24 protein-coding genes and 1 riboswitch are annotated in these 24,195 nt (G+C 34.4%); of the genes, 16 read left to right on the forward strand and 8 right to left on the reverse strand.

The features are described from left to right. Nucleotides 1-11: 11 nt before the first annotated feature. The 3 genes from pcp to ACN6NE_RS16515 are packed head-to-tail and all read right to left on the reverse strand — an operon-like array spanning nt 12 to nt 2,338. Nucleotides 12-653: a pyroglutamyl-peptidase I gene (gene pcp / locus ACN6NE_RS16505; protein WP_474325996.1), complete on the reverse strand. Its 642-nt coding sequence runs from the start codon at nt 651-653 to the stop codon at nt 12-14. A 14-nt stretch (nt 654-667) separates the two neighbouring features. Then, nucleotides 668-1,633: a DUF979 domain-containing protein gene (locus ACN6NE_RS16510; protein ID WP_474325997.1), complete on the reverse strand. Its 966-nt coding sequence runs from the start codon at nt 1,631-1,633 to the stop codon at nt 668-670. Beyond that, nucleotides 1,634-2,338 (reverse strand): DUF969 domain-containing protein, encoded by a 705-nt coding sequence (locus tag ACN6NE_RS16515; RefSeq protein WP_013055804.1) that lies wholly within the window; start codon nt 2,336-2,338, stop codon nt 1,634-1,636. It lies immediately after the preceding gene. 376 nt (nt 2,339-2,714) lie between these two features. Between ACN6NE_RS16515 and ACN6NE_RS16520 the strand changes: the two genes are divergently transcribed. Both ACN6NE_RS16520 and ACN6NE_RS16525 read left to right on the forward strand, forming a co-directional pair. Next, nucleotides 2,715-3,620, forward strand: a complete 906-nt coding sequence (locus tag ACN6NE_RS16520; RefSeq protein ID WP_474325998.1) for a zinc ribbon domain-containing protein — start codon at nt 2,715-2,717, stop codon at nt 3,618-3,620. 64 nt (nt 3,621-3,684) lie between these two features. Continuing rightward, entirely contained in the window at nt 3,685-5,142 is a 1,458-nt protein-coding gene (locus tag ACN6NE_RS16525; RefSeq protein ID WP_474325999.1) for a zinc ribbon domain-containing protein, read from the forward strand. A gap of 93 nt (nt 5,143-5,235) precedes the next feature. Here ACN6NE_RS16525 and ACN6NE_RS16530 read toward each other — a convergent pair whose 3' ends face one another. Beyond that, on the reverse strand, nt 5,236-5,793 hold the full coding sequence (locus ACN6NE_RS16530; protein WP_074894131.1) for an HPP family protein: 558 nt from the start codon (nt 5,791-5,793) through the stop codon (nt 5,236-5,238). A gap of 232 nt (nt 5,794-6,025) precedes the next feature. Between ACN6NE_RS16530 and ACN6NE_RS16535 the strand changes: the two genes are divergently transcribed. After that, a complete protein-coding gene (locus ACN6NE_RS16535; protein ID WP_474326000.1) occupies nt 6,026-6,817 on the forward strand; it encodes a histidinol-phosphatase HisJ family protein in 792 nt (263 codons plus the stop codon). 107 nt (nt 6,818-6,924) lie between these two features. Here the strand turns inward: ACN6NE_RS16535 and ACN6NE_RS16540 are convergent, their stop codons facing one another. Both ACN6NE_RS16540 and ACN6NE_RS16545 read right to left on the reverse strand, forming a co-directional pair. Then, nucleotides 6,925-7,053, reverse strand: a complete 129-nt coding sequence (locus tag ACN6NE_RS16540) for an anti-repressor SinI family protein (protein WP_474326002.1) — start codon at nt 7,051-7,053, stop codon at nt 6,925-6,927. A gap of 14 nt (nt 7,054-7,067) precedes the next feature. Beyond that, nucleotides 7,068-7,154, reverse strand: a riboswitch (cyclic di-GMP riboswitch). 97 nt (nt 7,155-7,251) lie between these two features. Beyond that, entirely contained in the window at nt 7,252-7,602 is a 351-nt protein-coding gene (locus ACN6NE_RS16545) for a helix-turn-helix domain-containing protein (protein ID WP_474326003.1), read from the reverse strand. Nucleotides 7,603-7,812: 210 nt separating this feature from the next. Here ACN6NE_RS16545 and ACN6NE_RS16550 point away from each other — a divergent pair, with 210 nt between their 5' ends. After that, on the forward strand, nt 7,813-8,007 hold the full coding sequence (locus ACN6NE_RS16550; RefSeq protein ID WP_286676995.1) for a hypothetical protein: 195 nt from the start codon (nt 7,813-7,815) through the stop codon (nt 8,005-8,007). Between the two features lie 347 nt (nt 8,008-8,354). Next, nucleotides 8,355-8,903, forward strand: a complete 549-nt coding sequence (locus ACN6NE_RS16555) for an acyltransferase (RefSeq protein WP_274583198.1) — start codon at nt 8,355-8,357, stop codon at nt 8,901-8,903. A 65-nt stretch (nt 8,904-8,968) separates the two neighbouring features. Here the strand turns inward: ACN6NE_RS16555 and ACN6NE_RS16560 are convergent, their stop codons facing one another. Both ACN6NE_RS16560 and ACN6NE_RS16565 read right to left on the reverse strand, forming a co-directional pair. Next, nucleotides 8,969-10,444 (reverse strand): glycosyl hydrolase, encoded by a 1,476-nt coding sequence (locus tag ACN6NE_RS16560; RefSeq protein ID WP_474326005.1) that lies wholly within the window; start codon nt 10,442-10,444, stop codon nt 8,969-8,971. Between the two features lie 308 nt (nt 10,445-10,752). Further along, on the reverse strand, nt 10,753-11,211 hold the full coding sequence (locus tag ACN6NE_RS16565) for a VanZ family protein (protein WP_474326007.1): 459 nt from the start codon (nt 11,209-11,211) through the stop codon (nt 10,753-10,755). Between the two features lie 282 nt (nt 11,212-11,493). Here ACN6NE_RS16565 and ACN6NE_RS16570 point away from each other — a divergent pair, with 282 nt between their 5' ends. The 11 genes from ACN6NE_RS16570 to ACN6NE_RS16620 all read left to right on the forward strand — a co-directional run bounded on the left by ACN6NE_RS16570 (nt 11,494) and on the right by ACN6NE_RS16620 (nt 24,153). Beyond that, on the forward strand, nt 11,494-11,868 hold the full coding sequence (locus tag ACN6NE_RS16570) for a hypothetical protein (protein ID WP_474326008.1): 375 nt from the start codon (nt 11,494-11,496) through the stop codon (nt 11,866-11,868). A gap of 397 nt (nt 11,869-12,265) precedes the next feature. Continuing rightward, a complete protein-coding gene (locus ACN6NE_RS16575; RefSeq protein ID WP_474326010.1) occupies nt 12,266-13,408 on the forward strand; it encodes an IS256 family transposase in 1,143 nt (380 codons plus the stop codon). 640 nt (nt 13,409-14,048) lie between these two features. Then, complete coding sequence (locus tag ACN6NE_RS16580) at nt 14,049-14,474, forward strand: VanZ family protein (protein WP_474326012.1); 426 nt, start codon at nt 14,049-14,051, stop codon at nt 14,472-14,474. A 1,110-nt stretch (nt 14,475-15,584) separates the two neighbouring features. Beyond that, nucleotides 15,585-16,346: a transglycosylase SLT domain-containing protein gene (locus ACN6NE_RS16585; RefSeq protein WP_474326014.1), complete on the forward strand. Its 762-nt coding sequence runs from the start codon at nt 15,585-15,587 to the stop codon at nt 16,344-16,346. Nucleotides 16,347-16,417: 71 nt separating this feature from the next. After that, entirely contained in the window at nt 16,418-16,699 is a 282-nt protein-coding gene (locus ACN6NE_RS16590; protein WP_474326016.1) for a hypothetical protein, read from the forward strand. A 684-nt stretch (nt 16,700-17,383) separates the two neighbouring features. Next, on the forward strand, nt 17,384-18,151 hold the full coding sequence (locus ACN6NE_RS16595) for a tyrosine-protein phosphatase (RefSeq protein ID WP_474326634.1): 768 nt from the start codon (nt 17,384-17,386) through the stop codon (nt 18,149-18,151). Nucleotides 18,152-18,454: 303 nt separating this feature from the next. Continuing rightward, nucleotides 18,455-19,348 carry a UTP--glucose-1-phosphate uridylyltransferase GalU gene (gene galU, locus ACN6NE_RS16600; RefSeq protein ID WP_098792467.1) on the forward strand — a complete coding sequence of 298 codons (894 nt, stop codon included), beginning with the start codon at nt 18,455-18,457 and terminating at the stop codon, nt 19,346-19,348. Nucleotides 19,349-19,386: 38 nt separating this feature from the next. Then, nucleotides 19,387-20,064, forward strand: a complete 678-nt coding sequence (locus tag ACN6NE_RS16605) for a sugar transferase (protein ID WP_474326637.1) — start codon at nt 19,387-19,389, stop codon at nt 20,062-20,064. A 29-nt stretch (nt 20,065-20,093) separates the two neighbouring features. After that, a complete protein-coding gene (locus ACN6NE_RS16610) occupies nt 20,094-21,611 on the forward strand; it encodes an O-antigen ligase family protein (protein ID WP_474326018.1) in 1,518 nt (505 codons plus the stop codon). Beyond that, a complete protein-coding gene (locus ACN6NE_RS16615; RefSeq protein WP_252281850.1) occupies nt 21,608-22,636 on the forward strand; it encodes a polysaccharide pyruvyl transferase family protein in 1,029 nt (342 codons plus the stop codon). Before ACN6NE_RS16610 ends, ACN6NE_RS16615 begins: the two co-directional genes overlap by 4 nt. Before the next feature lie 14 nt (nt 22,637-22,650). Further along, the gene (locus tag ACN6NE_RS16620; RefSeq protein ID WP_252284799.1) at nt 22,651-24,153 is read left to right on the forward strand and encodes an oligosaccharide flippase family protein; all 1,503 of its coding nucleotides are present in this window, start codon (nt 22,651-22,653) and stop codon (nt 24,151-24,153) included. Nucleotides 24,154-24,195 lie beyond the last annotated feature (42 nt).

Raw genomic sequence — 24,195 nt, forward strand, 5'->3', positions numbered from 1 at the left:
AAATTATTGAGTTAATGCGTAGCACCACCCGAAACCACAACATCCTCTTCAACCAAAATCGTAGTTTTCACCACACTAAGCAGCCCCTGCACAATCAAATCCAGCGACATACTCGCTTTCCCTGGATGATTCACGGCTTGTTCAGGCAGATAAGGAATATGAACAAATCCGCCTTTAATACAACAGTTTTGAATCATGTTCATAAGTCCGTAAAACACGTGGTTACAGACAAACGTTCCAGCGGTTTGTGAGACGCTGCTTGGAATGCCTGCTTGGCGCAAGTTTTCGACAGCGGCTTTAATTGGCAGTGTCGAAAAGTATGCAGCAGGGCCATTTTTGATAATAGGGCGGTCGATAGGCTGCTGACCGATGTTGTCAGGAATTCGCGCGTCGTCTACGTTAATGGCAATGCGTTCGACCGTAATTCCTTCTCTGCCGCCTGCTTGTCCAACGCAAATGACGATAGAAGGGCTAATTTCTTCTATATACGTATGAAGCTTTGCCATTGATTCACCAAACACAGTAGGAAGAGGCTTAGCAACAATGTGATAATCTTCAACAGCTACACCGTCTAAAACTTTTACAGCTTCTAAGGACGGATTAATATTTTCACCTTCAAACGGTTCAAAGCCGGTTAGTAATATAGTTGTCATTCTACTAGTCTCCTTTAAAAGTGATATACAAGGTAGTACATTAATAGCGTATTCACAACAAAAACAGATAGCGCAATCGGAACTTGTGCTTTAATCACAGCGTTTTTGTCTTTTAGTTCAAGCAGCATAGCAGGAACGATATTAAAGTTTGCTGCCATTGGCGTAAGAAGCGTGCCGCAGTAGCCAGCAAACATGCCAAGAGCTGCCATAATTGCTGGATTTCCTCCGTGCATATGTACAATTAACGGAAGTCCAATCCCTCCAGTAATAACGGCAAACGCTGCAAAGGCATTTCCCATGACAATCGTAAATAGCAGCATTCCCAAACAGTAAGCAAGCACAGCAACAAACGCATAGTTAGTCGGCAGTACGTCACTTACAAAATCCGAAACGACTGTTCCAACGCCTGATTTTGAAAAGATACCGCCAAGCGCTGCGAGCATTTGCGGTAAAATAACTGCCCAGCCGACGGCTTGAAGCAAGCGGCTTCCTTCTTTAACAGGCACGTCCATTTTTGCTTTGGTGACACCCATTGAAGCAATAAACGCGATCACAGCAGCGATTGCCAGTGAAATTAACGTGACTTTTTCTGGATCAATTAACGACCAGTTTCCAAATTTAATTTTGCCAAAAAGAAGGGTACCGATAATCGTAAAAATAGGAATAAATAAAGCTGGTAAAAAGATTTTGTTTTTTAATCTTCGTGCGTGAGCCACTCGTTCTTCAGCGGGTGTTTCCGCTTCATTGGATTTAGTCACGCGGTTAAACGAAGCAAGCAGCACCATGATAATAACTAAGCACCCTACATAAAAAGGCGGAATCACGTTGCCAAATAAAAATGTAATGGAAAACAGCGCCCAGAATAGGGAAGATCCTAAACGATTAGGATGGTTAGGGTCACGTACAATTCGAATGGCGATAAAAGCGACAATAATACCGAGTAAGTAGTAAATCGTATCAAGTGTCAGGATGCTTTTCATTTAGCTCGCCTCCGTCTTTGAAGATGATGTTGGTTTGTGTTTCGTCATTTTTTTGTGAATACGTCGGTCTAATTGACGGAAACGAATAGCGCTGATTACTAAAGCTGATATTGCAGTAGGAATACCCCAAAGCGCCATATCCCAGACGTCAACATGAATGCCTACGGAGTCAAAGAATCCTTTCATTAGGAGAATTCCACCCGTTGCGATAAAGATATCTTCTCCGAAAAACCAGCCTGTATTTTCAGCTGCTGCTGCATGAGCGCGAATATCTTCTTTTACTTTAGGCGGAAGCTCTCCGTATTTTGCACGAGCTGCTCCTTCAGACATAGGTGCAACTAACGGACGCACGGATTGAGCGTGTCCGCCGATATTTAAGCCTACTGCGGCCGAGATTTCACGGATGAAAAGGTATATAAGTAAAACATTTCCAGAAGAAGCGTTTTTGGCTTTTTTAATCAGCACTTCCGCTTGTTCTTTTAACCCGTATTTTTCCAACACGCCAAAGATAGGAAGAGTAAGCAAAATAGCCATAGACATATAGCGGTTATCTACAAAGAACTGGCCGAACATTGTAATCACTTCATGCAGTGACAAGCCTGATACAAGACCCGTCACGATGCCTGCAACAGTCACCACGAGCAGTGTATTTAGACGAAATAAAAATCCCACTGCCACTAACAAAACCCCAATTAATTTCAACATAAAAAAATCCCCCTTGATTATGTATAAATTGTGCTGTAAATTCACCTCCATTGCTTTTCTAAAAAAACAAAGATGTTTTGAGTATAAACAATTCTGAAAATTAAAACAAGATAGTTAAAGCATAAAATAGTTATATTGGTGAACTAAAAGCATAAAAAGAAGGTTTATATACAACATGCATGTAGAAATAAAAGAGAGAATTTTGCGAAGAAGTTTGGGCAGAAACTTTTTAAGCTGATTTGCTGAAAACACCTCTCCTGAAATACCAAAAATGGTGTATAATGCTAAAAGGTATGAATATAGAATTATATAGATTACATATAGGTAAATCTATATAACTATATTTTAAACAATATATTGAAGGAGGAAGGAGCATTTGAATTGTTCAAATTGCGGCCATTTTAATGATGGCGGGAAGTTTTGCGTGAAATGCGGTCATAAATTACAAGAAGAGGCAGCTGTCAGCCAGGCGGCAGCAACATCTGAATATCAGTCTCAGCCGCAACCAGCGTATGCGCCTCAACAGCCTAATCAGCGTGTCCGTCAGGCGAAAAAAGTGTCAAAATCATTTTTTAGTTATTTTGCAGAAGGAATTAAAAATCCAACAGCTACAGCACAAGCAGCAGGCGAAAGCCAATTCGTTAATGCTCTTATCACAGTCATTCTTTATGCTCTTAGTATACCTATTATGCTGTATGTGGGCTGGAAGCTATTGTTGATTCAATTTGTTCGAAGCATGTTCAAACTGCCTATTATCAGTGAAGAGATGGCTCCATCTGACCTGGAGGATTTTAATACGGGCGCTGATTTGATAAAAGCTACAGATATCAATAGCATTATTCATTTCAATTTTACCGATTTTGTCTTTAAGCAAGGAATTCTCATTTTTATTGGACTCGCAGTTATTATTGGAGCTACATATATTGCAGCAAAGTTTGGAAAAGTAGACGTTTCCTTTAAAGAATTTTTCTCACGCTTTGGCACGTTTTTGATTATTCCAACAGCTCTTCTTTTAATGGGGCTTGTACTGGCATTTCTCCATGTTGAATACTTCTCTTATTTTATGAATTTTGGTTTGCTGAGTATTTTCCTTGTGGTTCCATTTACGATTGCTAGCTTTAAGCAAAGCGGAACAAATGGGCTTGATCGTATCTATAGCACTCTTATTGTATATGTAGTCATTACGATTGTGCTGACGTTCATTGCGAATGGCTTAGGAGAAGAAGTCAAAACCATTATTACAAGAATGGGAAACAGCAGTGAATTGAATGATCTATTTTAAGTCGACAGAAAGCATCGTGTACAGCGGTGCTTTTTCATACCATTATAAAAAAGGAGTGTAGAAATTGGGATATTGCAGAGAGTGTGGCCATCAGTTAACAAATGAGTATGAATTTTGTCCAGAGTGTGGACATCCCGTCGAAAGAAAAGAGACTTCTAGCCAAGGAGCAAAAACACAGCGTTACGTAGAACCCGCATCAGCTTCAGTAGAGGAAGAGAGAGAATCGGTAAAACCTCCGAATAAAAAACCAAAGATTATAACGATTTCAGTTATAGCAGCAGCTGCTATATTTGGCGGCGCTTATTACGGAATAGATAAAACAATGATGGCGCCTAAAGCCGTGTCAGAAAAATTTATTGCTTCAGTAAAGGGCAATGATGTTGATAAAGTAAAAAAATATGTAAATGATGGTCAAATTCAACTAGAAGCCAACGATGAGCAAACAAAATCATTTATTACATATTTGCATGAAAATCCGGATGTCATGAAATCAATTTCTGAAGGGTTAGCGGCAGATAGCAGAGCGCTTGAAGCGGGAGTCCCAAGCGAAGATCACTCTTCATACGCAAAGCTAGAACAAGACGGAAAGAAATGGGGAATCTTTGATCACTACACGGTACAAGTAAACCCTGTATATGCAAAAGTTCAGTCTACAGAAGATGCGACAGCGGTATATATTGACGGAAAAAAAGCTGGAACAGTAAGCAGTGACTCCTCTAAAAAGATTGGTCCATTTTTACCTGGTACGCATACCGTAAAAGGTGAAGTGCAAAATGATTATGGAAAAGTTGAAAACGAACAAGAGATTGAAGCCACCAACGGAGAAGATGTGAACGTGGAATTTGATTGGTCAGATCATGCGGTATACGTTTCTTCAGATTATGATGACGCGACCCTGTTCGTTAATGGCAAAGATACAAAAACAGAGATTGGCGATATTGATTATTTAGGTCCGCTGCCAATGGACGGTTCAGTAAAACTATATGCAAAACGCGGAGAAAAGAAAACGGAAGAAGTATCAATTAAAAAAGGCATGGAAGATGTGGCGCTTAATTTTGATGAAAAAAATACGACAGAAGCTACGGCAAAAGCATCAGCTCCTTCTGAGGAAGAACAATCGGATGACCAAGGTTCAAAAGCTGATTCTGGAGTATCTACTAGCGAAGTGTCTAATTTTATTGAACAATATATGTACGCTACAATTTCCTCAATTAACAGTGGAGACTTCTCTATTGCAGAGCCTTATATCGATTCTAACGGACCAAAATACAAGGAACAAAAAGACTATACAGCTTACCTAATCAAAAAAGGAATAACAGAAGATTTATTAAGCTTTAACGTAAATAGAGTAACGAAAATTGATGACTCTATGTATAAAGTATATACAACAGAAGAGTATGATATTTCGTACGGAGATGGATCTGTTAAGTACAAAAAATTCAACAGTATTCATAAAGTAAAAGAATTATCTGATGGAAGTTTGGGAGTTTATCAGCTTATTCGTTCAACGGAAGTAAAGTAAGAGCTGATAAATAGACTTTGAAAAAGCAAACAACTTAGTAGGTAAAAACAAATAAAAAAGACGTCTTCCATGAGAAGACGTCTTTTTTATATATCAAACCCAATACCTGGGATACTGCCGGTCTTGAAATAAATTATTATACACGGTAGAAATCAGTACAACTACACATGCACAAATCATAATAATACCTAAGTATCCCCAGCCTGCCTGAGTATTAATTGCGACAATCGCGCTAGCTGCAGCGGGAGGATGAACGGTTTTTGTAAGAATCATTAAAATAAGAACGAAGGCAAGCACAATCGCTATGGTGATGAGACTTCGATGAAATAAACTCCAGATAATAAGTGCAGAAACGGTTGCGAGCAAATGCCCTCCAAGCACGTGGCGAGGCTGTGATAAAGGGCCTTTGTGTGCCCCGAAAACAAGTACGCAGCTCGCGCCAATCGGAGCAAGCGCCATTGGATAACCAAGCGCTAGTGCAATCGCGCTGCTGATAATAATCGCAATTAAGCCTCCGATTGAAGAAACGACCGCATCTCTATAATTAATTTTCGGTTCTTCTTTTAGTTCTCCTTTCATCTTTTTAGCATAAGAGCTTAAGTAAGATAGAAAGGGGCTTTTTGTTTGAGAGAAACTTTTTTCAATTTGCATTTCTTCTTTCCTTTCTCTTTTGTAAGTAAAAGTTGTTTGTCAAGTTGTATGTCAGAACATCTGCTATATTAAGTTAGTTTATAAGAAAAGAAGGATTACTGGAAGAGGAAAAATATCTTTTTTTATTGGAAATACTTTTGATGAACGAAAAAAGGCGGGATAAGGGAGAAAAGGGTCTCTATGTGCAGTAAGAGCAGGAGAAATGTATAATATACCTAGAGGTGACTAAATTATGTATCTAGTAGACTACCATCATCACACGAACAATTCATTTGACTCACAGGCAGTCATGAAAGAAGTGTGCGAACAGGCTGTAAAAAACGGCATAAACGAAATTTGTTTTACCGAGCACTTTTCATTAAATCCATTAGCGCCAACGTATGGTCATATGGATTTTGATAAATATGAACGAGAACTAGCGGAATGCAGAGATCAGTTTCAAGATCAGCTAGTGATTAAAAAAGGAATTGAAATTTGTGAGCCGCACTATCTGAAAGAAAAATATCAAAAAACAATGCAGCAGGAGAACTTTGATTTTATTTTAGGATCTGTTCACAACATTAATAACATCAAGCTTCGTAAACATTTGGAGCTTAATGATAAAGAAGCAATTTACCGTGCTTATTTTAACGAAATGTATAAGCTCGTAAGCGAAGCGGATATTGATGTGCTGGCTCATTTAGATTTAATGAAGCGCTATACGTTTGATCAATATGGCATTTACGACTTTCACCAATTTAAAGATATTCTTGCAGATATTTTGAAAAAAGCAATCGAGCGCAATATCGGAATTGAAATTAATACTTCAGGTATAAGAGGGAAGCTGGGTGAGGCGCTGCCGGCACTTGAAGTTGTTGGGCTGTACCGTGATTTAGGCGGAGAAATCTTAACGATTGGATCTGATTCGCACTTTGCAGAAACCGCAGGAGCACATATGAAAGAAGCGGTTGAAATGGCAAAGCAATGCGGATTTACGGAGATTTATACGTTTGATCAGCGTCAGGGAAAAGGAATTCGCATTTAATATAAGCGTATTTCATTTTCTTCATAACGAAAAACATAAATTTTATCCATTAGAAGAATAAGGAGAACTGGAAAAAGCACGCTCAAACAAGAGTGTGCTTTTAAAATTCACTTCCGCTTAAACTCCGATAAAAATTTCCGGACCTCTTCTGCGGTAAGTCCGAGTGTGCGAGCTATTTGGATAAGACTTACCCACTCTTGATCGATTGACAATACATTTTCTTCTTTCATTACCATTCATCCACCCTTTGCCAGGGAACCCAGCCATCATAGCCAAAAGCGGCCTTAGACCTGAAGCTTTGCGTCACTTTTTTTCAATAGTTTTGCCTTTGTCTGGAGAATTTGTAATAGTTCTTACATTGGTAACTCAGGCTATTTTATAGCAAAAATTTCATAAAATGTGTCGAAATAGGTCGATTGTTATAAAAATAAAAATCAATCAATTGGTGAGTTCATTTTTTTTCTGAACTTTAAATAACATTGAAATTCCACAAACTCTTCTTTGGTCATGCCGTCTTTAATTGCTTGCTCAATTAAGTAAAGCCAGTCTTTGTTAATGAGTGGTTTTGAAGATGATACAGGATGACTAATCTCAGCTTCAATTAATTCATCAATCGTTGTATTAAGGGAAGACGCAATTTTATTAAGCATGTGAAGAGAAGGGTTATTGTTTAGCCCTTTTTCTAAATGAGATAAATATGATTTTGAAATTTTGGCATTTTCAGCTAGTCGTGTAATTGAATATCCTTTTTTTAATCGCAAACTTTTAATTTTGGCTCCTACCACATTCAGCCCGTCCTTTTTTTATGTCTTTTGTTCATTATAATGCATATACACTTATTCAGTACGTGTTTATCCTAAAAAATGTTCTTTATAAAGAAAAATATTTTTAACTTTAAAATCATTTTGATACAAAGGTCTCTGGTAAAATTCATATCTAGTTCATATGAATCGTTCACAATACTAATAGATAAACACAAGACAGGAGAGATGAACGTGACGTGGAACAACGAATGGAATAAATGGATCAATCATAATGAATTACAAAGTGAATTAAAAAAACAAATGAATGACATGACGGAACGTGAACGAGAAGATGCGTTTTATAAACAGCTGGAATTTGGAACAGGAGGCATGAGAGGCGAGCTTGGCGCGGGACCGAATCGCATGAATATCTACAGCATTCCTTAAAAGATAAAGGAAAAGAGAGTTTGTCATTAAGATAAATAATTCCTACCTCTAAAGGAATTATTTATAATCATTAGAATGCTTTAAGCGGGTAGCACAATTTTTAGACAATATACAATAAATTCATTAATTTATACTAGGAAAATTTGTATGATAATCTGTTTATTAATCAAGCGAGTAATAAAAATATATTTAACGAGAACATGAAACGAAATTACAAATAGAAAAGTCTCTTCTTAAATAAGGTTTCTTAGTAAATATATACCTATTTATCCTAAAGTACTTCCTTTGTAACCAATAATGTAGTATTTTGAAGATATTTGATAATAATGGGAAGGAAGTTATGTTGAATGTCAGTTGTAGACAAAGCATTTGCAGTAACTAAGGGAAGTTTGTTAAAATTTAAACTTTCAAAATCAGGTAAGTTACCACGATTAAGAGGGGGCTGTTCAGTAAAATCTCAAGGCCAGATTGTAGCAGGAGACAACTTATCAATTACTGGGCGTCCCATAAAAGTAAGCTTGAATACAGAGAACAAAGAATCGAAAATAGTATTTGGAAATAATGTATTTATTAATTACGGGGTAGATATAGGTTGTGCTAGATTAGTTAGAATCGGGGATAATGTAAAGATAGGTCCGTTGACAAATATAATCGACAGTAACTATCATCTTGTAGATTCTAATGATTCTTTAAAGAGTGAGCAAGTAGTGATTGAAAATAATGTCTGGATTGGACGAGGCTGTTCAATTTTGAGCGGTGTAACAATAGGTGAAAATTCTGTTGTTGCAGCTGGAAGTGTAGTAAATAAGGATGTACCACCTAATGTCCTAGTAGCCGGTTCTCCAGCAAAAATGGTTAAAAATTTAGAAATAAAAGACGGATGGATCAGAGAATAGAAAATTATAGTGAAGGTTACATAAAACATCCCCATTAAACTATTAATGGGGATGTTCTTATATAGCTATTTATAAATTTGAAGGTCAGGAAGTTCTTCAAGTGTAATGACATAAGGGCTATTATAAACCCTCAATAAATGCTCTCGGCTATTTATAATACCATCTTTCAAGTATTCATCTTTCCACGTAAGAAACCAACTCCATGAGATATGATAATCCTTCAAATCAGTTGGTTCAGGAATCGGTCCATTTTCTGATAAGCTTACAAGCTTTTTGTTGTTTACAAGTGAATTCAGTCGGTCATATTGTAAACTTATAGCATTGTAGTTCCCAGCTTTAGGATAGGAGTCATAACTGACAATATCTACATATTTATCACCTGGATACCAATCTTCAGATACAGAATTCCATACCCAAATAATATTATTAATTTTGTGATAGTAAGTTAAGCGGTTATACATCAGTTTGTATAGCTGTTTTGCTGGTTCAGGACCTTTGGCGCCCCACCAAAACCATCCTCCTTCGGCTTCGTGCAACGGTCTAAATAGGATTGGAACTTTAGCATCTTGCAGTCTTTTTAACTGTACAGCAATTGCATCGATATCCCGTAAAAGCAAGTGGTAATCTTCAGAGTCTTTATGATTCATAGCATATTGAAGGTCAAAGGTCGTTGCACTTTTATAGGATCCTTTGTACCATTCTTTTCCAGGTTGTTTAATAAGATCTTTAGGAGCGTTCCAATGCCATGAAAATGTAACGATTCCTCCTTGCTCATGCCATTTAATTGCTTCTTCTACTTGATTTGATTGACGTCCGTAAGCAACTTTAGACGGAGAATAATCAGTAAAATCAAACCCTGCAACGGCAGGCTTCTTGCCGATATTATTATTTAGCCATTGAACACCAGACATATCCTGTTGGCCAGATAAAATTTTCTTTCCGTATTGATCTATAAGAAAATTCATTAATGATTTAGTCTCTTTTGTTGCATGTTGATTTACAGGTTCCTTATTAATCGAAGCTTTGTCATTTTTATATGTGGAAGTATTCGATGCAGAACCAGGAGTAAGTTTAATGTAATCTAAATCGTAATAACCCCATCCGGATCTTATTTTTATAGTGTTTTTTCCTTCATGTAACAGTACTTTCCCCACATTCAATTCTTTAAATTTATCAGATTCTTTTAATATTATTTGCACAGAGGGTTCACTATTTAAATTTACCGCAGCGTGTTTTTCTCCATTTCCGCTTGAAACTCTATAGCGTATAGCTAATTTATACAAACCTTCTCGAGGTGCATCGATAATAAAAATAGCAGAATCATCTTTTTTATGAAAATTAGTTACGTATCCATCTCCGGAATAACCGCTAACTTCTTTGCTTGTTTTTGCTCCGTTTAATATAGATTTTTCAGCTTCATAAATCTGACTGGAGTAAATTTTTTTTATGGTAGGGGATTTATTAGGTTTATTAGTAACTACATAGATAATCCCGATTAATAAAAGAGTGAGCGACAGATAAAGTGCAAGCTTCTTTTTCAAAGTTTCATCTCCTTACAATTGATTTATTAATTATAAAACAACGATAAATGTATGTATGAATTCAGTATCTACTAAAATAGATACAGTAATATTATCATAAAATGGAAATGGATCATCAACTTTATAAAATTAATTTAGTGTGAAGTTTTAGTGCGGATAATCCATGATAATTGAGAAATCTTATCGGAAATGAACGTTCATATTCATCTATTGCTGATTAGTTAGTAAGCAAGACCAAGATAAAGTTAAATTTAAAACCCCTTGAACATGTCTTTCACTCAAGGGGTTTTAAGAGGAATAGCTTCAATTTAAATTAGAGACTTTACTCGTTTTTTATTTCTAAAGTTATACAAGAAAAATAAAAAAAGGGCTCCTCCAAATGAATCAATCATTACATCAGCAATACGTCCATCACGGCCAATAATAAATGCTTGATGAATCTCATCTAAAAAAGCAAAAGCGGCTAGCAGAAGCCACGCTTTCAAAAAACGTCCCCGTATTTCTTTTAAATTCCAATAAAATAATAGAGCTAGTATACCGAAAAATGAAATATGAGCCAGTTTACGCAAAATAAACTCTAAATCAAACCCATAGGAATAAGTGTCATAAAAATCACTGCCAGGTTTCAAAATACTCCATAACGTTGCATCATGATTCCATACAGATGAGTTTTGCCACGTGGTGGGATCTGTGATTAGCAAGTGGGGAGTGTGAGAGAAATGTGCAATGCCTAACATCATTAATAAAACTACTATTTTTTTTATCATACAAAAAATTCCTTCTTCATTAGACTATTCACATATAGTAAGAGAAAAAGGCCTAAAATGCAAGCCTTTTTCTAGTTCATATTTCACGAAAGAAATTTTTATAAGCTTTTCTCTTTTATATAAATAAAAACTTAAAAAGTTTTAGATACCTTTGTGTAGAGCTGGTGTTCATTTAGATAATACTAATTTACTATTTAGAATGTTGATAGGCTAAAATAACTAAAGTCCAAAAAATATCTTTTGAAGAGCTTTTTAAGTCATTTTATGCTTCTAAGAATATATATGACAACATTTGATAAAAAAACCTATATCCAACAAAAATTCTATATGAATTCAGGAAAGCCTAAATATTATGGAATTAATAAATATGCTTTTTCCAACCAGCAGCTAAAGTGGGTAGCCAATAAAGCATTAAACTTCTCTAGTAATAAAAATCCTTCACAATGGCAAATACTATTCATTTCACATGTTCCATTATATGCTTCAATGAGCTTGCCTAATGATCCTCTGATTGTTAATTCTAGTGTAATGGATGCTATTATCCAAGCTTTTAAAAATGGAAATAGTATCGATATTCTTGAAAGATCAGATAAATTTAGATATAACTTTATACATTTGAATTATGAAAAGCAAGGCAAAATGAACGTAATTGGTTAATTTGCAGGTAATACCCATGCTGAAAAGAGTCAAGTAATAAACAGAATTAATTATATAACTTTTTTACATGCTTTAGCTAGGACAGACAGAGGTCCACAAAGAAACACGTTAATGACTACTGAGGCATGGAGCATAGTAATCATTAATACAGTAATACAGAAAAAAAGAACGATTTTTATTACAGGGTTTGGGACAGCTATAAATAGAAAGTACACATATTAATATAACTTTTACAATTAAAACATATTAGAAAGACCTTTACTTTTGTATAGTTCTTTTTTATTTGAAAATAGATGAGAGCGTAAAATATCTTGTGTAAATGAATAAATACAAAAAGGAAGACCTTTTCTTGTAGAATTAAGTCACCACAACCAATTCAAAGAAAGAAGGTCTTCCTATGAATCAGTTTACAACAGATCTTGTTCAAGCTCTAGTCCAAAAAGAAGATGTGACGGAAATTTTCCGTTCTCACTTAGAACGTGCGGTTAATACGCTCTTAGCGAGCGAATTGACAGCTTTTTTGGACTACGAAAAATATGATCGTATTGGATTTAATACGGGGAATTCACGAAATGGTTCTTACGAACGAACGCTGCTTACAGAGTTTGGAGAACTTCATCTCGTTATTCCTCGTGATCGGAATGGCGACTTTAAGCAACAGACGGTGGCTCCTTATAAACGAGCCAATGATACGCTTGAAGCGTTTGTCATTCATATGTTCCAAAAGGGTGTAACGACAGCTGAAATTGCGCATTTAATTGAGCGCATGTATGGTCATCACTACACGCCTCAAACCATTTCAAATATGACCAAAGTGATGTCTGAACAGGTAGAAGCCTTTCGAAATCGAAACTTGTGCGCACGCTATGCGTGCGTTTATTTGGACGCTACATACATTGCCTTGAAACGAGATACGGTGTCAAAAGAGGCTGTCTACATTGCCGTTGGCATTCGCGAAGACGGTTCAAAAGAAGTACTTGGTTATACAATCGCCCCTAACGAATCCGCCTTTGTCTGGAAAGAACTTTTAGAAGACATCAAATCTCGTGGCGTAGAAGAGATTCTGTTGTTTATTTCCGACGGGTTAAAAGGTATCTCAGACAGTGTTTTCGCTGTCTATCCAGCTTCTTCTTATCAAACATGCTGCGTCCATCTTTCACGTACGATTGCTCATAAAGTTCGTGTATCCGACCGAGCTGAAATCTGTGAAGACTTCAAATCTGTGTACCGTGCAGAAAGCCTAGAAATGGGCCAACAGGCCCTGCATTCGTTTGTTGAAAAGTGGAAGTCTAAGTATCCGAAAGTGACAAAGCCATTGCTCAATAACCCTTATTTGTTCACATTTTATAGCTTTCCTAAGTCTATTTGGCGTAGTATTTATTCTACCAATCTCATTGAGTCGTTTAATAAACAAATCAAGAAATATAGTAAACGTAAGGAACAATTCCCTAACGAAGAGTCACTTGAATGCTTCCTCGTTTCACAGTTTGATCAGTATAATCAGCGCTTTGCCACAAGATGTCATATTGGTTTTGATTAAGCTCGAGCAGAGCTACAAATGAGGTTTAAAACAAACTAGTGGATAACATCTATAAGAAGAGGAAATTCGTATTTACACAAAATTATTGACGGTCCCTGTTAAATAGAAGCAAATAATAATCCTTTGTGTCACTTTTACAGGTATAATTATATTTTGTAACATTCATGTTTTTTCAAAACCGATATCTTTTCAATTGGGATAGATGAAAGGAATTAATTGCAGTAGAAATTACAAACAGTAAGCAATTAATGGTGGCTTAAAATTATTCTTTTTTCGTCTTGAGATAAAAAATGACTTCTAAGTGCCGATAATATTAAAGTAAATTACCTTTCATTCAATTTTCACTAAAAAGACATAGGGTATATACATAAAGGGCAAGAACTAAAATATAATTTATAGGAGAAATAACGTGTTTTTTACGTCTAAAATATTTTATCACTGGCATCGTATTAGATTAGCATTTTTGGAACTATTAATAGAAGGCTGTGTGGACCAGAAAATAAAAAATAAATTAAAGAGCAAAATTAACTATCATAAGCAGAAAATGAGAGAGTATCAAAAGACTAACTTTAATCCTCTCGAAAGAGGGAAATAGTACAAAGAAATACTGCATAAAAAAAGCTATAGGAGATTGCAAGGAATGTTTAAGCGTAATGTAATTAATGTCTTATTTTTAGGTTCAATTCTATTTATTATTGGTTTAACGATGTTTCCAGAAGCTTCATTGGGTATCGGTGTAGACCAAGGGGGCATTAATCTTGTGCCCTTTTATACAATTGGAGATTTATTACTTCATCGCTCTTTTGGCGATTTTATAATAAATAATATGGGGAATATTATTTTGTTTGTCCCTTTTGGTACCTTGTTACCCTTTAAATTCAATAGTATAAGTAGTTTTTCAAAAGTGTGTTTAATAGGAATGGCATTTTCGTTGCTAATTGAAATTGTTCAATTGTCCATGCCTAATAGGTGGACTGATATAGATGACGTTATTTTAAATACTTTAGGAACGGGGATCGGTTACAGCTTATCTAAATTATTAAAAAATATTTCGAAAACAGCATAGAAATATACAAGCAAGAGAGTGTATACCAGTTCTATCTTTATTAGACAAAAGATGCGGTTTCTATGAGGGTAACTTTATGAATTTAAACAAAATATAGAAACAAAAGAGCGCTGATTCCTGCGCTCTTTTGTTTGCAAAAATAAATAATTTAAAATATATTTTTTGTTCCTTAATTGAAATAAAATTATTCCTTAGATATGTTCTATTAATTTAGCATCCTTAACTTTATTTGTAAGTTTCAGTGTATTTTTAGTATATTTTCATGGTTTTTTCATTTTTTATCGCTATAATAACTCACGTGAAAATTCCTATACAAAAATCAAAAGATTAGGATGGAAAGCTAACAGTCTAAGTCAAATGACTATGACAGCTGGAATGTCTGGTAAAAGGGGAACTTAAAGTGATAGAGTTTTTTTAAAAGATTTTAAAGTGTAAGATTAAGGCGCAACATAAAGTAGAAATTTCTTCTGGTAGATGTATTCGATGTGGAAAAGAAATCGATAAGTAATGTCTGATTGAGAGAAAAGTCCTTCCAAGATTGGAGGGGCTTTTTTATGCGCACTCGTTATTATTAAGTAAGAAATGTCAGGCACCCATAGTGGAAGAGCAAGAAGATAAACATCCTAATATTGAGGACCATAAGAATTATATATACAGACTTATTAGGTGAAATTGTTGAAGGATATGATGATTTTAATAGTCGCACATTCAAAAGCATGGAGTAGTGATGATTCTTTTTGAGAGTATATCAATTGGTTGGTAGATAAATCATTTAACTAAAGATAAATGCTGATCTAATAAAACAAAGAATTTTGCTTAAAAGAATTATATGCGAGGAAAAAATTGGTTTTTATACTAAACTATTTAAGTTTTAAAAAATCTTTGATTATATTAAAATGAAATCCTTCTATGGTAAAATATACTTCATTAACTAGATTGGAGAATGAAGTAATGAAAGTAATTTTAATGAGAGTGGGTTTATTAACCTGCTTAGCACTAGGTTGGTTTCATGGAGAGGCATAGGCAGAAGTTGAACAACCCTCTAAATGTGCCTCATACGGTGAAATTAAGCAAAAACAGAATCCCTCACTGCAGCATGTAAATTGTTTATTGACGAATGCAGCTCTAGAAGCAGATATCCCACCTGAGGTTGTAAAAGCGATAGCTACAAAAGAAAGCGGGGCAACAGAAGATAATCGTATTTGGAGTCAATTCGACAACGAAGGTAAACCTAGAGTTTCTCAAGATGGTGGAATTGGGCTTATGCAAATTACAAATCAGTCAACCTACGATCAAGAGAGATTAAAATATGATATTTATTACAATATTCAGGTAGGCGTTCAAATACTTGGTAATATGTACAATCGGATTGATCTTCCTAAAATAAAAGGAGCGGGAAGAGAAATTATTGAAAATTGGTATTTTCCGGTGATGGCTTCCAATGGAACCAAGCCAGTAAATAGTCCTATTTATCAATCTACTAGTGAAAAAAATACGGAAGCATATCAAGAAAAAGTTTTTGCTTTAATAGAATACTACAGCTTTGTAAATGATTCTAAACTTAAGCTAGGACAGTTTCCTTTTACTACAGAAGACTTTGATTACGATATATCCCAAGATGAAAATATCAAATTTTTAAAAAAAGAGTATACTTTAACTGATCAGTTGCATTCATCAGCCTACTCTTTTAAATTGGGTAATAAAGTAACGGTAACAGGTGATGGCGTGAATTTAAGGCCGCAGCCAGGCACTTCTTCAACTATTAGTACGTTAGCTAAAGATACAACCTTGGTTGTTAATGGATACTTTAAATATGATCAAGATTCAGGAAGTGAAACTGGCAATTTGTATGGTATCCTGTCAGTACGCTAGATCAGCAATCAGCGGGATATATTTCATCAGCCTACCTTATGAAAAGTTATACACTAGGAAAAGTTACGAATGTGAGTATGAGTACAGACAAGGCAAGCCCTCAAACAGAAGGAACATCTATAACACTCACAGCAACATCCGAAGGAAGCATCGAACCGGAATATCGGTTTTATGTGAGAGACGAGAAAGGAATTCTTACAATGCTGCAAGAGTATGGATCAAGTAATAAAGTAACGTGGATTCCTCAAAGCAAAGGGACGTATACCTTAATCGTACATGCGAAAGACAAGAGTAATTCAGGAGCAAATAGTTATTATGAAGCTAGAATGGATACCTCTTATGCTATAAACTGATTAACATGCAGCTCTATCATTTTTTAATGGTAGAGTTTTTATTATAGGAAACAAAAGTGACTAGTATTTATACACATTTAAATGGATTATCTTCTTATCCGCAGATTTATTAATAGTAAATTGTTAAAATCTAAAAAGAAATTCTTATTTGCAAAAGGTAGCGTACCTGTTTATTATTCATATGATCTTTTACGCAATAAACGACATATAATTTAAAAGGACATTTTTAAAAAATAGGTATTTAGTTCCTTATTTTTATGAGTATAATAGACTACTTAAGTTGATTTTCACAAAGTTTAAAAATACTAATAACTTTATTTTAGCAACGATGGAAACGGTATCAAAAAATCATTTAGTAAATTCGAGAAAATTTAAAATTTTTCATATAAACAAGTCTGTTGGCTCAAGAAAATATAAGGTTTTATTGGTAAAATTCTAAATAGATAATTTTGGGCAATGACCTATACATTTACATTTTTTCGTAACATTAATATTACACTGTTATAATTTTGAAATATATTCACGATAATTTTAACGGGTAATAAGACCTGATTAAATAATATAAAAAGTACATAAAACTGATATTCCGGGTATTTCGACAAAAACAGACATTGAACCTATAAAAAAGCTATGCTAGTATTTATAATGTTTTTGTAGGACTTTTGAAGGGTGGTGAAGGTGAAGGTGATAGATTTACATTGTCATATATTACCTGGTGTTGATGATGGTGCAAAAGATATAGCATCGAGTGTTGAAATGGCAAAACAAGCAATCTCACAAGGGATTCATATTATTGTCGCTACACCTCATCACCAGAATGGAAAATACATAAATGAAAAAGCAAGTATTGAAAAGCAGGTACGTTTATTAAATCAAGTGTTGCAAGAACAGGAATTGCCTTTAACCATTTTACCCGGGCAAGAGTCGCGTATCTTTGGGGAAATGGTCGAGGAATATCGTGCTAGCCGAGTTCTTACGTTAAACAATACAGGTAAATATATATTCGTAGAGTTTCCATCTAGCCAAGTGCCACGATATACAGAACAACTTTTATTCAATCTTCAGTCAGAAGGGCTTACACCCATTATTGTACATCCGGAGCGAAATAGCCGTTTAATTGAAGAACCTGATCTTCTATATAATTTTGTTAGCCGAGGGGCATTAACACAATTAACTGCTTCTAGTCTAGCTGGTGATTTCGGGAAAAAAATTAAGAAATTTTCTCATCAATTGATTGAAGCCAATCTAACTCATTTTATTGCTTCAGATGCTCATAATGTAGCTGGGAGATCTTTTAGAATGAAAGAAGCATTAAACATAGTAGAAAGAGAGTATGGCATTGACTTAGTTTATCAATTTAATGAAAATGCAATATGTGTGGTAGAAGGGAAAACTTGCTTTATAGAGCCGCCAGAACGAATACAGCGCAAGAAATTTTTAGGTATATTTTAGTTAGGGTATGTTAAAGGTTCTTACAAATTTGTTAATTCTTTAGATTATATAGTTTATTATTCAATATTAGAAATGAAATAGTAAGGTAATGTCTCCTCACCTTTATCAATGGAGATACTCGATTGTACTGTGGGTGATTGACACCTTAGACGCTTGTCGTCAAAAGTACGGTGTGAGGGTGGGTTAGATGCCCGACTTTATTGAATAAATACTTACGAAAGAGTTACTAGCAGTAACTCTTTCGTAAGTATTTATTCTATTATTACATAATTAAATAATAAAGAAGAAAGAGGTATAGAATGTATGAAGAAAATCCGTAAAGCTATAATACCAGCAGCTGGTTTAGGAACCCGCTTTTTACCAGCTACAAAAGCAATGCCAAAGGAAATGCTGCCAATCGTTGATCAACCTACTATTCAATATATAGTAGAAGAAGCTATCGAGTCTGGTATTGAAGATATTATTATTGTAACAGGCAAAGGAAAACGAGCGATTGAAGATCATTTTGATTATGCACCGGAGCTGGAGAATAATTTAGTAGAAAAAGAGAAGTTTGAATTGTTAGAAAAAGTTCGTCAATCTTCAAACGTAGAAATACATTATATTCGACAGAAAGAACCAAAAGGTTTAGGTCATGCTGTATGGTGCGCTCGGAAGTTTATTGGAAATGAACCATTTGCTGTGTTATTAGGTGATGATATTGTCCAAGCTGAAACACCTTGCTTAAGGCAGTTAATGGATGAATATGAAAACACATTATCTTCTGTAATTGGCGTTCAAACCGTTGCAGATGAACAAACTCACCGTTATGGAATTGTAGACCCAATTTCGAAAGAAGGAAGACGTTATCAAGTAAATACATTTGTTGAAAAGCCAGCAGCAGGTACTGCGCCTTCTAATTTAGCAATTATGGGGCGTTATGTATTTACACCGGAAATTTTCATGTTCTTAGAACAGCAAGAAGTAGGTGCAGGTGGCGAAATTCAATTAACGGATGCTATTCAAAAGTTAAATGAAATTCAGCGTGTTTTTGCTTATGATTTCGAAGGTACGCGTTACGATGTTGGAGAGAAATTGGGCTTCATTCAAACAACGCTGGAATTTGCATTGCAACATGAAGAAATGCGAGATGAATTACTGGAAGTGATGACTTCTATTATTGAACGAGAAAGTAAGAAAAAAGTGAATATTAATTAATCATATTACAGGGGAAAGGGGATTAAACATTGTCAGAAATGGTAGGAAATAAAGCTGTTTCAGATACATCTGTTGCTAAACAATATCCAAATGTAACAGTAAATAATAGTATGTCGTTTCAATTTGCAAAAAGAACCCTAGATATAGTGCTTACTAGTGTGGGGTTGATACTACTTTCGATAGTTTTTCTAATAATTTCTATAGCAATAAAGATTGAAGATCCTAAGGGACCTGTTTTGTTTTCACAAAAAAGGATCGGCAAAGACGGCAAAGAATTTAATATGTATAAGTTTCGTTCAATGGTTACAGATGCTGAAGCGAAGCTCCACGAACTATTGAAACATAATGAAACAAGCGGTGCTATGTTTAAAATGAAAAATGATCCTCGTGTAACGAAAGTAGGCAGATTTATAAGAAAGACCAGTATTGATGAATTGCCTCAATTGTTTAATGTGTTGAAAGGCGATATGAGCTTAGTAGGGCCAAGACCACCTTTACCTAGGGAAGTTGCAGAATATAATGAATATCATAAACAGCGCTTACTTGTAACACCGGGTTGTACGGGCATGTGGCAAGTGGGAGGCAGAAGTAATATTGGATTTGAAGAAATGGTGGAATTAGATTTGTATTACATAACAAATCAAAGTAATTTGTTAGATTGTAAAATAATATTAAAAACATTTAAAGTACTTTTTGGTTCCAACGATGCTTTTTAAATGTTAATGAGTATATAAGGTGAAAATAGATGAATTCTTTAACTATGTATATAAAAGAACGTAATAAAACAGTACTTATTCTATTTAGTGTTTTGATAAGCATTTTTCTTGGTGCTTTTTTATCATTTGTTGCTTATAAAAGTTTTTTAATTGGAGTAGGTATGTTTGCTGTTATATTGTTAGGCTCAATCATGCTCCTTTTACTCAATTTTTCAGGTATCAAAAAGACATTAATTATTTTATTCTTTTTTACTTTAGCTTTTAATATCGAATTTCCTTTGTATCCATTCAATGGAGGATTTTCTGCAAGTCATCCGGGGGGATTAAGAGGAGCTTTAGTCGTCAATCAGTTTTTTCTAATACTTCTTGCTTTGAGTCCGGTCTTTTTAAAAGAAATTACAGATAAACATTTAGCTTCAAAGAGACAATTAAAATCTTTAGAAATTATATTATTTGTTTTCTTTACATTGATTTCAATTATTTCATTTTTCTTTGCAGATAATAAACCAGCAGCATCTTATACTGTTGTAAGGTTAATATTTATGATGCTTTTTGTATTTATGATGCTCAAATTAACTTTTTCTTCTATATGGGATTTCTTTTTAAAGGGAGTTATTTTACTTTTACCAGTGCAATTTGGAATTGGAATTACACAATATATTACTGGTCAATATGTAGGCTTCCGTATACTTGGAGAAAGCAAAAATCCATTTCGAGCAGAAACTGTATTTGGTGCAGCAGAAAAAGGGTTAAGTGGTACGCTTGGGCATCCGGGTATATTAGGTGCTTTTTTAACGCTTGTAATGCCTTTTCTTCTTTTATATTATTTGAATTCAGAAAAGAAAACAAAAATCAGAAGTTGTTTAGTATTTTTATCAATTTTGCTTTGTGCATCGTTAATCATACTAACAAATGCAAGAACATCAATTGTAATTATGTTAGCAACTTTCTTTCTGGGGTTTTTAGGAACCTGTATTATTCGATACAGAACGGATGAACCTGCAAATAAGTTGCTGTGGTACCTATCTATTTTTACGCTGGCTATTTTAACATTTATTTTTGTATTTTCAGATGCTTTGATGGAGAGATTTGGAGATTCAGATTTATTATATCAAGCAAGTTATAGAGGGAATTTAAGTGTTATTAGCTGGGATATTATCACAGCTAATTTCAAAAACTTCTTTATAGGAGTTGGCCCTAATAACTATACAGATACAGTAGCGACAATGGGCAGCGGATTTGCGTATACTCAACCCGTTCACAATATGTATTTATTATTATTTGCTGAAGGCGGCATCTTTTTCGCGTTGTGTTATGTAGGTCTTTTGGGGACTGTGTTATTTAAAATGATAACAGTAATTATTCAGAAAGGTACACACTCATACTATGCGTTAGCAATAATCATAAGTGTAATTAACATCTTTCTATATAACTTTACTGGCTGGGCAAATAACAACAATCAAACTTTTATTTTATTTGTGATAATTTGTATATTCTCTATAAAAATTTATGAAGAACATAAACAAACAAGGTTGGGACAGTTATGACATTAGGAACTAATTTTTCAAGTGTTGTGGATATAGGCAGTGAAATTACTCTTGTAGGTTATTATGGGATGGATAATTTCGGGGATGACCTTATGTTAAAGAGTTTATTAGATGAATTTAGAAAGCATGATTTAAGAGTTAATATTTTAGCTTATCGAGAGGTTAGCTGGTTATTAAAAGAAGCCTACCCTAATGTGAAAGTATGGATTTGGCCGGACTCCAAGATAGGGAAATTTCAGATCTTTAAAAAAGCTTCGCAAAACAGCAAAGCAGTCTTTTGGGGCGGGGGCACCTGCTTTACAGATGAAGATGGAGACGGATATTTCAAGTATATGATTTATGCAAAACTATTAAGCAAGAAAGTTGGCTATCTAGGAGTAGGAATTGGTAATCTTAGCAAGACTTCAAGATTATTTAAGACTAAAAAGCTAATTAATATTTCAAGCATTTTAACGTTTCGGGATAAAACATCGTTAAAGAAAGCTTTAAATTGGAAAAAGAAATCATCAAAAGCATCAATTGAGCTAGTAGAAGATCCTGCAAATCAAACACTAAAAGTATTGGCGAGTTCTTTGCCGGTGCAAACAAATAATAATAGTCTTGTGTTAGCATGGCGTGATTTAAGCGATTATTCGAATACTACTATAGGCTCTGAATTATTGCCTGTATCAGAAATGGCGATTAGATTATGTCAAGAGTACAAAGCAAATAGAATTATAATTATAGACACAGATTCTGTAAGAGATAGAGAGCTGAGCATTTCTTTAAAAGAAAGCATTGAAAGACTTAATGGTACTATTTCTGTTGAGTATAATGACTGTAAGAATTATGAAGAAAAGCTTGCAGTAATTAATGAAAGTAAAGTGATTTTTACTTCTAGATTGCACGTAGCTGTAGCAGCTAAGTATTTAAATAAAGAATGTTTTGTATATAATTATTCTCCTAAGATTAGTTATTTTGTTCAAGAGGAAGGCAATAATAAAATTCAGCTAATTGATAAGGACTTAACTATCAAATCGGCTTAATTGGAGTTTTTTAGATGTCATTAAAGAAAAAGTTAGCTAGTAGTAAAAATAAAAATATCCTGGATATTTCTGTTCTATGGATATCGCAATTCGGTGCTGTGGGCATAGCCTTTTTCACCCAATTATTGTTAGCACGTATATTAAAAGTAGAAGATTACGGTTCGTTCACTTCAGCTATTAATATCGTAACTATTCTAGGGGGAGCAGCTGCCTTTGGGGCTGGATCGAATTGGTTGCGGGCCTTTGGAGTTGAGGGATGGAAGGCACATAGATGGGTAAGACCTACAATTAAAATTAACCTAATAATTGCAAGCATAGTTATTGTCGGACTATTAGTTTCTACTTACTATATGTCTGTATCGGATTCAACGAAAATCCTTACAATTATTTTTATTTCAATTTTATTGTCTTTAACTTTTTCAACTGCCGCTGAGGCTGTGTATCAACTAGAAGAAAAATACCAAAAACTTTCATTTCTAAAGTTTTCTGTACAAGGTTTGCGGTTTTTAGTAGTACTGATTGCTTCATTTATTGGTGCAAATCTGTTATTCATTGGAATAGGTTATGCAGTAGGAGCGTTTATATTAATTTATGTTTACTTTAGAATAATAAGAAGATTATATAAACAAAAAGTAGAATTGAAAGGACATGCACCATATAAAAATCGGACCTTAAATGATATACCTAGTACTAAAACAGCTTTTAAGTATTTATTACCCTATGGTTCAACAATTGTCTTTTATTCTATTTACTTTCAAAGCAATATCTTTATTATAGGTCTAATGAGCGGAGAAGAAAGTGTTGCACTATATAATGTGGCTTTTACAATACTCAACGTCATTTATCTGTTCCCTACCACTTTTTATCAAAGTTATCTAATTCCTAAAGTTCATAGATGGGGAGAGAACAATGAAGAAAAAATGTCTCTCTTATTTAAACAGGGAAGTAAGATCGTTTTGACAATTGGAATTATTATTATGCTTGCAGTTGCAGGCTGTGCTTCATTTGTCGTTCCATTATTATTTGGAGAACGTTATGCAGAAGCAAGTTTAATATTAATGCTTTTATCGATAACTATTCCATTTAGATTACTTTGCAACAATCTGGGCAGTATCTTAGTAACAGAAAAACATGTGGTGAAAAAAGCATATTATCAAATGACAGGTGCAATAGTAAGTATTGTTTTAAATGTTGTTTTCATCAACATATGGGGGATTTATGGAGCAGCTTTAGCGACAATTATTACAGAATTTATTGTTATGTTGTTATTTATAATAGGTGTAAATTCTTATGTGCCAGCGATTAAAAATCACAAATGGAAAAATACTAAGAAATTCACCAACCTGTTGCTAGTTACAACATTATTAGTTGTCTATTATTTCTACGTTTTGTCTAATAATGTAACTGCTTTTGAGTTTTTTATACCGATTTTAGTAATTGGTTTAGTTTTAATCTATTCATTAGTTAAATTAATAAAAAATGATTTAATTGTTTCAGTTAAAAAACTTCTACTTTAAATTTAAAGTAGAAGTTTTATTGTCAAAGAAAAGATTTAGAGA

It is taken from the genome of Priestia sp. 53B2 (assembly GCF_056099005.1).